The sequence below is a fragment of the Micromonospora sp. CPCC 205558 genome, assembly GCF_036902955.1.
Classification (GTDB): Bacteria; Actinomycetota; Actinomycetes; order Mycobacteriales; family Micromonosporaceae; genus Micromonospora.
Genome location: NZ_JBAKHR010000015.1, coordinates 86794 through 99194, shown reverse-complemented (window position 1 = coordinate 99194; position 12401 = coordinate 86794). Strand labels below are relative to the sequence as shown.

The 12401-nt window shown below is 73.0% G+C and carries 9 protein-coding genes; 6 read left to right on the top strand and 3 right to left on the bottom strand.

Translation table 11 applies throughout. From position 1 onward, the window contains the following. Positions 1 to 36: 36 nt before the first annotated feature. The 5 genes from V6U86_RS18460 (at position 37) to V6U86_RS18440 (ending at position 4656) form a co-directional block, all read left to right on the top strand. The gene (locus tag V6U86_RS18460) at positions 37 to 1215 is read left to right on the top strand and encodes a CapA family protein (RefSeq protein ID WP_334505026.1); all 1179 of its coding nucleotides are present in this window, start codon (positions 37 to 39) and stop codon (positions 1213 to 1215) included. Then, positions 1212 to 2045, top strand: a complete 834-nt coding sequence (nth, locus tag V6U86_RS18455) for an endonuclease III (RefSeq protein WP_442934964.1) — start codon at positions 1212 to 1214, stop codon at positions 2043 to 2045. The genes V6U86_RS18460 and nth overlap by 4 nt, the downstream gene beginning before the upstream one ends. Next, entirely contained in the window at positions 2042 to 2725 is a 684-nt protein-coding gene (locus V6U86_RS18450; RefSeq protein ID WP_334505023.1) for a TlpA family protein disulfide reductase, read from the top strand. Before nth ends, V6U86_RS18450 begins: the two co-directional genes overlap by 4 nt. Continuing rightward, complete coding sequence (locus V6U86_RS18445; RefSeq protein ID WP_334505022.1) at positions 2722 to 3414, top strand: NUDIX hydrolase; 693 nt, start codon at positions 2722 to 2724, stop codon at positions 3412 to 3414. Before V6U86_RS18450 ends, V6U86_RS18445 begins: the two co-directional genes overlap by 4 nt. A 63-nt stretch (positions 3415 to 3477) precedes the next feature. After that, on the top strand, positions 3478 to 4656 hold the full coding sequence (locus tag V6U86_RS18440) for a MarP family serine protease (RefSeq protein ID WP_334505021.1): 1179 nt from the start codon (positions 3478 to 3480) through the stop codon (positions 4654 to 4656). A gap of 15 nt (positions 4657 to 4671) precedes the next feature. Here the strand turns inward: V6U86_RS18440 and V6U86_RS18435 are convergent, their stop codons facing one another. The 3 genes from V6U86_RS18435 to eccCa form a co-directional block, all read right to left on the bottom strand. Beyond that, entirely contained in the window at positions 4672 to 5430 is a 759-nt protein-coding gene (locus tag V6U86_RS18435; protein WP_334505020.1) for a phosphatase PAP2 family protein, read from the bottom strand. Between the two features lie 53 nt (positions 5431 to 5483). Continuing rightward, positions 5484 to 6824 (bottom strand): type VII secretion-associated serine protease mycosin, encoded by a 1341-nt coding sequence (gene mycP / locus V6U86_RS18430; protein WP_334505018.1) that lies wholly within the window; start codon positions 6822 to 6824, stop codon positions 5484 to 5486. 74 nt (positions 6825 to 6898) lie between these two features. Further along, the gene (gene eccCa, locus V6U86_RS18425; protein ID WP_334505016.1) at positions 6899 to 10882 is read right to left on the bottom strand and encodes a type VII secretion protein EccCa; all 3984 of its coding nucleotides are present in this window, start codon (positions 10880 to 10882) and stop codon (positions 6899 to 6901) included. Positions 10883 to 10983: 101 nt separating this feature from the next. Here eccCa and eccD point away from each other — a divergent pair, with 101 nt between their 5' ends. Then, positions 10984 to 12387 (top strand): type VII secretion integral membrane protein EccD, encoded by a 1404-nt coding sequence (gene eccD / locus V6U86_RS18420; RefSeq protein ID WP_334505013.1) that lies wholly within the window; start codon positions 10984 to 10986, stop codon positions 12385 to 12387. The last annotated feature ends 14 nt before the right edge of the window (positions 12388 to 12401 follow it).

The window sequence follows — 12401 nt, the reverse complement described above, 5'->3', positions numbered from 1 at the left end:
CGTCGGCGCGTTTAACGACCGGTAGGGTCGCGGGCGATGTACGCTCCCGCCCCCCTCGCGTCCCGCCCACGCCGCCGCGTCGCCCTCGGCCTCGCCGCGCTGCTGGCCACCCTCCTCGCTGCCGGCTGCGCCGACTCCGGTGCTGAGGCACCCGTCTGGCAGCCCGGCGCGGGAGGCGGTGGCACCGGTGCGCCGGTCTCCACGGCCGGCCCGAAGGCCACCGGGCCGACATCCTCCGGTTCGGGTGGCGCGATCTCGCTCTCCGCAACCGGCGACATCATCATGGGCAATGCGCCCAGTCGGCTACCCGCCGCCGGCGGTAAGGGCTTCTTCGCCTCGGTCACCGAGGCGCTCAAGGCCGACCTGGTGATGGGCAACCTGGAAGAGCCGCTGACGGTCGACACCGGGACCGGCAAGTGCGGGGCCAACTCCACCCGCTGCTTCCAGTTCCGCGCCCCGCCGGAGTACGCCGCTCACCTGCGTGATGCCGGCTTCGACGTGCTCAACCAGGCCAACAACCACGGCTACGACTACGGGCCGAAGGGCTACGAGAACACCCAGAAAGCACTGCAGAAGTACGACCTGGAGCACACCGGCGCTCCGAACGAGATCACCGTGGTCGACGTCAAGGGCGTCAAGGTCGCTGTTGCCGGCTTCTCGTCGTACGTCTGGTCGAACAGCCTCGTCGACATCGCCAAGGCGAAGGCGGTGGTTGCCAAGGCCGCCACCATGGCCGACCTGGTCGTGGTGCAGGTGCACATGGGCGGCGAGGGTGCCGACAAGACCCGGGTGAAGCCGGGCACCGAGATGTTCCTGGGCGAGAACCGGGGCGACCCGGTGAAGTTCTCGCACGCCATGATCGATGCTGGCGCCGACCTGATCGTCGGGCACGGCCCGCACGTGCTGCGCGGGATGGAGTTCTACCAGGGCCGGCTGATCGCGTACAGCCTGGGTAACTTCGCCGGCGGCGGCAACTCGCTGAGCAACGCCGGTCGTCTCGGCTGGGGCGGGGTGCTGAAGGTGTCGCTCAAGCCGGACGGCAGCTGGGCTGGCGGTTCGTTCACCTCCACCTACATGAACTCCGCGGGCAAGCCGACGATGGACCCGGACGACCGCGGCCTGGGTCTGGTCACCGAGTTGAGCCGCGCCGACTTCCCGAAGGCTGGCGCTCGCCTCGACGGGCAGGGGAAGATCTCGCCGCCGACCGCCGGCTGACCCGAGGAGGACCGTCCGGGGTGCGACGTAGGCTGACCGTCGTGACCAGTAGCCCTCCCGGTGCCAGCGAGACCGACCTCGGGCGCAAACGCCGTGCCCGCAAGATCGGCCGGGTGCTGGCCGAGACGCACCCCGACGCGCATTGTGAGCTGGACCACTCCAACGCTCTGGAGTTGGCCGTCGCCACGATCTTGTCCGCGCAGTGCACGGACAAGAAAGTCAACGAGGTCACCCCGAAGCTCTTCGCCCGCTACCCGAGCGCTGCCGCGTACGCCGCCGCCGACCGGGGCGAGATGGAGGAGCTGATCCGGCCCACCGGTTTCTACCGCAACAAGACCGACTCGCTGCTCAAGCTCGGTCAGGCCCTCCTCGACCGGTACGACGGCGAGGTCCCGGGCCGGCTGGTCGACCTGGTGACGCTCCCCGGCATCGGTCGCAAGACCGCCAACGTGATCCTCGGCAACGCCTTCGACGTCCCGGGCATCACCGTCGACACGCACTTCCAGCGGCTGGTCCACCGGTGGGGGCTGACCACCGAGACCGACCCGGTCAAGATCGAGCACGCGATCGGCGCGCTGTACGACAAGCGCGACTGGACCATGCTCTCGCACCGGATCATCTTCCACGGGCGACGGGTCTGCCACGCCCGCAAGCCGGCCTGTGGCGCGTGCACCCTCGCGAAGCTCTGCCCTTCCTACGGCACCGGCCCGACCGAGCCGGCTGCCGCCGCCAAGCTGCTCAAGGGCCCCCGGGCGCGCGACCTCGCGGTCGCTGCCGGGGTCGACCCGGAGCTGGTGCCCGCCCAGGCGATCGCCGCGGAGGTGCCGTGAACCGCCGCCTCGCCCTCGCCGTCGTGCCGCTGCTGCTGGCCGTCAGTGGGTGCACCAGCGGCACCGCCGACGACGAGCCAGCCCCCCGTCCGGTGACTGCTGAGCGACCGTCCCCGTTCCGGGACTGCGCCGCGCTGAGCACCGCGCCCACCGCCGCGTCGCCCGGCTCGGGCACGACTGCGCCGGCGTCGCCCGGCTCGGGCACGACTGCGCCGGCGTCGCCCGGCTCGGGCACGACTGCGCCCGCCGCTGGCGGGCCGGCGCTGCCGGAGCTGACCCTCTCCTGCTTCACCGGCGGTGCCCCCGTCGCGCTGCGGGAGGTGGCCGGGCCGGCGGTGATCAACGTGTGGGCTTCCTGGTGCCCGCCGTGCCGCAAGGAGTTGCCCGCTTTCCAACGCCTCAGCGAGCGGGCCGCCGGTCAGCTCCAGGTGGTCGGGGTCAACAGCCGCGACAGCCGCAGCGGCGCCCAGTCCATCGGTGAGGACTTCGGCGTTCGATTCCCGATGCTGATGGACCAGGGCGAGGCGGTGCAGCGCGAGCTGAAGCGCAACGCCATTCCGCTGACCCTCTTCGTCGACGCCGACGGTCAGGTCCGGTACATCGACGCCAGCGGTGCTCTCGACGACGCCACGCTCGCCAAGCTGGTCCGCCAGCACCTCGGCCTGGCGGTGCCGGCGTGACCCGTCGGCCACCCGAGTGGATCGAGCCGTTACTGACCCGGCTGGGCACCGCCCGCGCCGAGGACTTCACCAGGCTGACCACCCCCGCCGAGGGCGGACGGGAGAGCGCTGTGCTGGTGCTGCTCGGCGAGCAGCCCGGCGTGGGTCCCGACGTGCTGATCCTGCAACGCGCCGCCACCCTGCGCAACCACGCCGGTCAGCCCGCCTTTCCCGGCGGTGCGGCCGACCCTGAGGACGCCGACGTCCGTGCCACCGCCCTGCGCGAGGCGAACGAGGAGGTGGGCCTCGACCCGACCAGCGTGACCGTGCTGGCCGAGCTGCCGAAACTGTGGATCCCGGTCAGCGACTTCGTGGTCACGCCGGTGCTCGCCTGGTGGCACGACCCGCACCCGGTGCACCCACGGGAGCCGGCCGAGGTGGCACACGTCGCCCGCTTGCCGGTCAGCGAGCTGGTCGATCCGGAAAACCGACTGCGGGTGCGCCACCCGAGTGGCTGGATCGGTCCGGCCTTCTCGGCGCGCGGGATGCTCGTCTGGGGCTTCACCGCCGGGGTGCTCGCCACCCTCCTCGAGATGGGCGGCTGGGCCCGTCCGTGGTCGCCGGGCCGAGTGATGGAACTTCCGCCGACCGGGGCGACACCCGCCCCCTCCGCCGGCACCGACGAGGCCGACGAGAACGCCCTGCGCTGACCGCACGGTCACCATCCGCAAGCGATGGTCATCCGGCGGGCACACTGCCCGTACGCTTGACCCGTGTCCGTCGTGGATCTCGTCCTGCTGCTGCTCATGCTCGTGTTCGCGATCAGCGGATACCGCCAGGGTTTCGTCATCGGCGTCACGTCGTTGTCCGGCTTCTTCCTGGGTCTGCTGCTGGGTCTCCAGCTCGGGCCGCTGTTCGCCAGACAGTTCGTGGACGCCGGCACCCGCGTGCTGATCTCGCTCGTGGCCATCTTCGGGCTGGCGGTGGTCGGGCAGGCACTCGCCGGTTGGCTCGGCTCGCACCTGCGCAAGACGATCACCAGCGACGTGGGCAAACGGATCGACGACGTCGGTGGGGCGTTCGTCTCGCTGTTCGCGGTGCTCCTGCTCGCGTGGCTGGTGGCCGTGCCGCTCGGTTCGTCCTCGGTGCCCTGGCTCGCCGCCTCGGTCCGCAACAGCGCGTTGATCACGGTGGTCAACCGGGTGCTGCCGGAGCAGGCCCACCAGTTGTCCACGGCGCTGGAGGACACCGTCGACACCGACGGGTTCCCGGACGTCTTCGGTGACCTCGCGCCCACCCGGGCCCGGCAGGTCGACCCTCCGGACCCGGCGCTGGCCGGCTCCCAGGTGGTGGTCAGCGGCCAGCAGTCGGTCGTCAAGGTGCTCGGCTCCGCGCCCAGCTGCTCACGCCGGATCGAGGGTTCCGGTTTCGTGTACGCGGACGACCGGGTGATGACCAACGCGCACGTCGTGGCCGGCACCCGCTCGGTCGCTGTGGAGTTGGGCGGCGAGCGGTACGACGGCAAGGTGGTCGTCTACGACCCGAACCGCGACCTGGCGGTGCTGCTGGTGCCCGGGCTGCCCGGACCGTCCCTGCGGTTCGCCGCCGGCAACGCGGGCAGCGGCTCGGACGCCATCGTGCTCGGCTTCCCGCTCGACGGCCCCTACAACGCGCAGTCGGCGCGCATCCGGGACGTCGACCGGATCAAGGGCCCGGACATCTACTCCGCCAACGAGGTGACCCGGGAGATATACACCATTCGGGCGCTGGTCCGCAGCGGCAACTCGGGCGGTCCGCTGCTCTCCGCCAATGGCCTGGTGCTCGGCGTGATCTTCGCGGCGGCGTCCGACGACCCGAACACCGGCTTCGCGGTGACGGCGGCCGAGGCCCGTCCGGTGGCGTTGGCCGGGGCTGAACGCAACCGACAGGTCGCCACCGGCGAGTGCACCTGAGCGTCGAAGCGGGGGTCAGCCCACCCCACGGGCCGGCACTGCGCGACGCCCGACGGGGTGTGCCCGCCAACTGGTGAACGCGGCGGTGGTAGCCGCGACCACCGCCACACCGAGCAGCCATCCGCCCAGCACGTCGCTGGTGAAGTGCACGCCGAGCGCCACCCTGCTCAGCCCGGTCACCACGGTGAGCAGCACCGCCGCGACCCAGAGCGCAGCCCGTGCCGCCCCTTGCCGGGCGTACGGAAGGAGCACCAGCAGCAGCACCCCGGCGGCCAGGGTGGCGTTCAGCGCGTGCCCCGAGGGGAATGAGTAACCGGCGGCCCGGGCCACCGGGTCCAGCAGCTCCGGCCGGTCCCGGCCGACCAGCAGCTTGAGCAGCGGACCCAGCAACCCGCCGACGACCATGGTGGTGGCCGCCCAGAGGGCCAGGCGGCGGGCCCCCCGGCGCAGCAGCCAGATCACCAGGAGCAGGGCGCCGGCGCGCAGCGGCATCGGCGCGAACACCTCGGTCCAGACCCGCATCAGCACGACCCATGCCGGGTGATCGTGGGCGTAGTCGAGCAGCGCGTCGGTGACCGCCGTGTCCAACCGGTGCAGCGGTGCCCAGGCGCCGAGCACCAGCAGCGTGAGCAGCGCGAACGGCACCAGCACCAGGAACGCCGCCATCGTGGCGAGAGTGAGCCGCAGCCCCAGCGCGTGGTCCGGGTCGAATCGACGGTGCCGCCACGACGGCTGGCCGGTGAGGGTGAGCGTGGGTGGCCGGTGCGTACTCATGGACCCTGTTCTACCCGACCGGGCGACCGGTCAGGCCTGTCGGACGGCCGTGCTCAACGGGTCCGCTGGCGGAGCCGGCGGATCATCAGCGCCGCACCGCCGACCAGAGCGACCAGGAGGACGACAGTGGTCGCCAGTTGCTCCGGCGCGGACGTGTCCTGACCGCCCGCCGCCCGAGCCGTCCACCGGCTCTGCTGACCGGACGCGGCGAGACCCAGGGGATCGGTACCGGCACCGGCCACCGGATCGTCGTCGACCGAGCCCGGCGCCGGACCGAAACCGGTCACCCCCGGCGACGTCTGGTCGTCCAGCGGGTTGGCGGTCACCGGCGGCACCTGAGCTGTCAACGCGGCCACCGGGTCGACCACCCCGTACCCGAAGCGGTCGTCCCGCCCGGTCGGGCCCAGGTCCCGGGCGGTGGCCAACAACCGGTTGACCACCTCACCCGCGGGCATCTGCGGATAACGGGACCGGACCAGCGCGGCGGTCGCGGCCACCAGCGGCGCGGCGAAGCTGGTGCCCTGCACCCGCCAGTACCCGCCGGGGGGCTTGGCGCCGACCAGCCCGCTGGCCGGGGCGGTGAGCACAGTGGCCGGGCCGGTGATGGACCCGGACCACAGGTTGTCGCTGCTGCGTTCGAGACCGGCCACCGCGATCACACCGGGCTCCCGAGCCGGATACCAGACCTTGGTGCTGCTGGAGGTGGCCAGGTTGCCGGTGCAGGCGACCACGACCACGTCCCGGACGAACGCGTAGTCCAGGGCAGCGGCCAGGGCCGGGCTGTCGCCGCTGCCGCCCAGCGACAAATTGATCACACGGGCGCCGTTGTCGACCGCCCAGCGAACCCCCTGGGCGACGATCAGCGCGTCGTCGTAACGGTTCTCCTCGTCCAGCACCCGGACCGGCAGGATCCGGGCGTCCGGTGCCAGGCCGATCACGCCCCGCTTGTCGTCGCTGCGCCCGGCGATCAGGCCGGCCACCGTCGTGCCGTGGCCCACCGGGTCCGGGCCCGGAGCGCCGCCGGGGCCGACCAGGTCCTTGCCGGGGAGCACCTGGCCGACCAGGTCGGGGTGCGTGCCGTCCACTCCGGAGTCGACAACCGCCACTGTCACACCCCGGCCGGTCGAGGTACGCCACGCCGTCTCGGCCTGCAATTCGTCGATCTGCCACTGCTCGTCGCGGACCTGGTCGGTGCGGGCGACGGCGTCACCGGGGGCGAACGCCATCGGCGCGCCGGCGAGCTGTCCGCCATTCGTGGGCGCGGCGACCGGCACGGCTGCCGCGGTCGGTGCCACGACGGCGAGCGCCGCGGCGACGCCGAGCAGCACTCGGCCGGTCGTTCGTCGGGCCGCTGACGGACCGCTGTACCGCACCCCAGTCACATCCCCAGCCATTCATCCCGACGGAACCATGACGATCGGAGATTACCGCTTTCCCCACCCGTCACGGGAAGAACCAGCGAGTCAGGTCATTGCGGCGGCAGTTGCGCCAGCTGAACGAGGCGTACGCCCTCCCGCCGGGTGACCAGTCGGCCACGCCCCGGCGGCAGCGGTCCGGGTCGCACCGGCCCGACGAGTGCGCCCTCCTCGGGGCTGCCCGCCATCACCAGGCCGGCGGTGGACAGCTCCCGCAGGCGCTGCACGATCGGCTCGTACTGGGCGCGGCCCGCCCCACCGGAGCGGCGGGCCAGCACCAGGTGCAGCCCGATGTCCCGGGCGTGCGGCAGGTGCTCCTCCAGTGCCCGCAACGGGTTCGCCGGCCCTGCCGCCACCAGGTCGTAGTCGTCCACCAACACGAACAGCTCCGGCCCGGACCACCAGGACCGGTCCCGCAACTGCTGCGGGGTGACCTCCGGCCCAGGGGCCCGCCGCTCCAGGTAGCCGGCGGCCGACTCGACCAGGTCGGCGGTGTGCGCGGCGGCGGTGCCGTACCCGATCAGATGTGGCGTCTCGATCGCGCCGAGCAGGCTGCGCCGGTAGTCGACGAGGATCACCCGCGCCTGCTCGGGAGTGAAGCGGGTGATGATCGAGGTGGCCAGTGCGCGCAGGAACGACGACTTGCCGCACTCCGAGTCCCCGAAGACCACGAAGTGTGGCTCGGTGGAGAAGTCGAGCAGCACCGGGCGCAGGTCCGCCTCCGCGATCCCGATCGGCAGCCGCAGCCCGGTCGTCGAGGTGAGGTCCAGATCGGCGTACGGCAGCACCGGCGGGAGCAGCCGCACCCGGGGCGCCGGAGGCCCCGCCCACCCCTCGGTGGCCCTCTTGACCAGCTCGGCGGTGTCCCCGCCGGCGGTACCGAGCTGAGGCAGCGCGGTGAGGAAGTGCAGGCCCTCCGCGGTCACCCCTCGACCGGGGCGCTCCGGCACGTTCGCGGCGGCACGCCGGGCCACCAGCGAGTCGGCCGGGTCACCGAGGCGTAGCTCCAGCCGGGAGCCGAACAGGTCCCGGATCGCCGGACGGAAATCCAGCCAGCGCAGCGCGGTGGCGACCACGTGCAGTCCGTACGACAGACCCCGGGTGGCCAGGTCGGTGACGAGTGGCTCCAGGTCGTCGTACTCGCCGCGCATGGTGCTCCACCCGTCGATCACCAGGAACACGTCGCCGTACGGGTCGGCGCCCGGCTGACCGGCCGTCCCCGCTGCCGCTCGACGTTGCCGGTACGCGGCCATCGACTCGACGCCCAACTCCGCGAAGCGGCGTTCCCGATCGACCAGCAGGGCGGTCATCTCGCCGACGGTGCGTCGTACGGCGGTGGGGTCGGCGCGGCCGGTCACCCCGCCCACGTGCGGCAGGTCGCGCAGTGCGGCCAGCCCGCCGCCGCCGAAGTCGAGGCAGTAGACCTGCACCTCGGCGGGTGTGTGGGTGAGCGCCAGCGCGCAGATCAGCGTGCGCAGGGCGGTGGACTTGCCGCTCTGCGGCGCACCGACCACCGCGACGTGCCCGGCGGCACCGTCCAGCGCCAACCAGAGCAGGTCCCGGCGCTGCTCCAACGGCCTGTCCACCACCGCCATCGGCACTCCCAGTGAGCCGTGCAGCTCCGGGTTGCCCACGCTGAGCCCGCGTTTCGGGTGCACCTCGACCGGGCCGAGCAACTCGTCCAGGGCCGGCGGCTGACCGAGCGGCGGAAGCCACACCTGGTGTGCCGGCGGGCCCTGCCCGACGAGCCGGTCCACCAGCAGGTCGAGCAGCGTCCTACTGCCCTCCTCCTCCGCCACGGCCGGCTGGAGCGGGGTTGCCGGCTCGGGCACCGGTACGACGTGGGTGGTGAAGGTGAGCAGCCGCGCGCCTCCCTCGGCGGCGACGCCGCCCGACGCGGCCCGACGGTGGACGGCACCGGAGACGTACGCGGCCTTGAACCGGGCCAGCGGGTCGGTGCCGGCGCGCAGGTAGCCGTGGCCCGGCGAGCGGGGCAGCTCGTGCGCGTCCGCCACGCCGAGCACCGTCCGGGACTCCAGGGCCGAGAAGGTGCGCAACCCGATCCGGTACGACAGGTGGGTGTCCAACCCGCGGAGCCGGCCCTCCTCCAACCGCTGGCTGGCAAGCAGCAGGTGCACGCCGAGCGACCGCCCCAGCCGGCCGATCTGCACGAACAGGTCGATGAAGTCGGGCTTGGCGGAGAGCAGTTCCGAGAATTCGTCGCAGATCAGCAGCAACGACGGCAGCGGGGCCAGCGGGCTGCCGGCCGCCCGGGCCCGTTCGTAGTCGCGCACGCTGGCGAAGTTGCCGGCGCGGCGCAGCAACTCCTGGCGGCGGACCAGCTCCCCGTTGATCGCGTCCACCATTCGATCGACCAGGGGCAACGCGTCGGCCAGGTTGGTGATCACGGCTGCGGTGTGCGGCAGCCGGTCGAACGAGGTGAAGGTGGCGCCGCCCTTGAAGTCGACAAGCACGAAGTTGAGCTGTTCGGAGCTGTGCGTGGCGGCGAGCCCCAGCACCAGCGTGCGGAGCAGCTCGGACTTGCCGGAGCCGGTCGCCCCGATGAGCAGACCGTGTGGGCCCATGCCGTCCTGGGCGGACTCCTTGAGGTCCAGCTCGATGGCCCCGCCGTCCACGCCCACCCCGATCGGCACCCGCAACCGGTCTCGCGCCGAACGCGGCAACCAGCCCTGTTCCGCAGTGAAGCTCTCCGGGTCACCGAGACCGAGCAGCTCGGGAAGGCCCAGGTCGGCCTGGAACGGGGCGTCCGGCCCGCGGGCCGCGCCGGCGAGCCGCAGCGGCGCCAACCGCCGGGCGACCGCCTCGGCGTCGGCCAGGTCCAACTGGTCGGCGGTGCCCACCTCGGCGTGCCCGTCGGACGACAACGAGTGCAGCCGGCGGTTGTGCAACTCCAGCAGCAGCGCGTACCGGTCCAGTAGCCGGGGCGGCGGAGTGTCCAGGTCCAGCACGGTGACCGCGTCGATGCCACCGTCGCCGGTCAGCTCACTGGCACCGGTCAGGTCGCCGCCGTCGAGGACCACCACCACGTGCGGGCCGTCGGTGGCCGGGCCGGCCGGACTGAACCGGGATCGGGTGGCCAGCACGTCGGCCAGCAGCGACTCCAGTTCGGCGGCGGAGCTGGTGACCAGCCGTACCGGGCCGAGCGCGTCGGTGCGGCCGGGATGGTGGGCGTGTGGGAGCCACTTCACCCACTCCCAGCAGGCGCGGCGCTCCGGCCCGGCGCAGACCGCGACGAGTAGTTCGTCGGGGGCGTGGAAGACCGCCAGCTGGGTCAGCACGGCCCGGACCAGCGCCTGCGCCGCCGGGTCGCCGGTGGGGGGCCCGCCGGTGGTCGGGTTGGTCGCCCGGGTGCGGCCGGCGGGTCGCACGTGCACCCGGGCGAAGCTGCGCAGCGACAGCGCCACCGGCAGGTCCGGCACCACGGAGTACGCGTCCAGGAAGCGGCGTAGCGCGCCAGCGGTCATCGGCTCAAGCTCCTCCAACGGCCGGGTGACCGGTGGAACGAGTGGAGTGGCCAGGGTCTGCGGCCCGACGCCGACCCGCACCACCGCGAAGTCCGGGTCGGCGGGCCGCCGCTCCCAGACCCGGTGGCTGTCCACGGTCGACCAGAGCCGGCCCGGGTCCGGGTGCCGGTAGTAGAGCCCGGCCCGTTGCTGGCCCGCGGTCCGCCGGACCCGCCGCCGCAGCGTGGCCAGGTGGCGCAGGTACTCCCTGCGGGCGGCCATCATCTCGGACTTCTTCGGGGTGCCGGAGGCGCTGCCCCAGGACGTCACCAGCATCGCCAACGAGGAGAGCCCGAACATCCCGCCCACCACGTACGAGTAGGCGCCGCCACCCCGGCCGAACATCATCGCCATCGCCACCGTGCCGCCGAGCATGGGCAGCAGCATGAGCATCTGCTGCCACCGTCCGCCGGTCACCACGGGGATCTCCGGCGGTGCCTCGACCGACAGCTCACCGGCGGGGATCTCCGGCGCTGGTCGGCGCGGTGGGCGCTTGATGACGACGGTGGACACTCGGCCTCCTGACAGCGCTGGGTAACCCGAGCCTGGCTCATGGTAGGTAAAGTCCTGTCGTCCGCGCAGCCTCCGATCCCCCTCGATATGGAGACCAGTCGATGACTACCGGGCTGGTACGCGTCACCATCAGCGCGCCGCAACGACGGGTGGACGTCGCCCTGCCGGAGCAGGTGCCCCTGGCTGAGCTGCTGCCCGACGTGCTCCGGCACGCCGGTGTCGGGCTGGCCGACGACGGCGAGCAGCACGGTGGTTGGGTGCTCCGCCGCACCGACGGGGCGTTGCTGGTGACAGCCCAGGCGCTGCTGCCGCAGGGGGTCCGCGACGGTGAGGTGCTGCACCTCGTGCCGGCCCGCGCACACTGGCCCGAGTTGGAGTACGACGACGTCATCGAGGCGATCGCCGAGGGTGCTCGCCGCCGTGGTGGTGCCTGGTCGCCCACGGCCACCCGGGCGGCTGGTCTGGCCGGTGCCGCCGTACCGCTCGCGGTCGGACTGCTCGCCCTGCTCGCCGGTGGCCCGACCCAGCGGGCCGGTTGGCTGGCGGCCGTCGCGGTTGCCCTGGTGCTCACGGTGGCCGCCACAGTGGCCTCCCGCGCCAACGGCGACGGTGTCGCCGGCGCGACGCTCGGCGGTTACGCGCTGCCCTACGCGTTCACGGCCGGCGCCCTGGCGGTCGGCTCCGGCGACCCGGTCGGGCCGTTCGGGCCGGCCCGCTGGGTGGGCGCTCCCGAACTGCTGGCCGGCTCGGTCGCGCTGCTGTTGGTGGCGTTGATCGGTCTGCTCGGGGTGGCCAGCCGGCTGCGGGTCTTCGTGGCCGGTGTCACGGTCGGCCTGATCGGTGCGGGGGCCGCGCTCGGTGCGCTGCTGATGACCACGGCCGGTACGGCGGCGGTGCTGCTCAGCGCACTGGTCTTCGCCGTCGGCGTGATCCCGTTGCTGGCCATCCGGCTGGGCAAGTTGCCGCTCCCGCCGATCACCCTGCCGGCCTCGACTCCCGCGGAGGAGCCGGAGCGGGCCCGGGACCTGCCGGACCGGGGCCGGGTGCACGCCGCGGTGATCCGCACCGAGGAGATGCTGACCGGGATGCTGATCGGTCACGCCCTGCTGGCGGTTGCCACGGCGGTCGTACTCGTGGTTGCCGGTGGCACCGCCGGTCGGGTGCTGGTGGCGGTCACCTCGGCCGTGCTGTTGCTGCGGTCGTGGCTGTTCGTGGCGCTGCGACACCGGGTGCCGATGGTGCTCGCCGGGCTGGCCGGCTACGCGGTGCTGGGCGCGGCGCTGGTCGGTCGGGCCGACGAGGCCGGGCGGTTGGTGCTGGTCCTCGGCGGGACGGCGTTGGCCCTGGTGGCAGCCGCCAGCGGCACCGCGTACGCCCGGCGGCCGGTCTCGCCGTACGTCGGGAGGATCGCGGACCTCACCGACACGGCCCTGGTGGTGGCCGTGGTGCCCATCGCCTGCGCGGTGCTCGACCTGTACGACCGGGCCCGAGGGCTGCTCGGTTGAGCGACCCTCGGGCC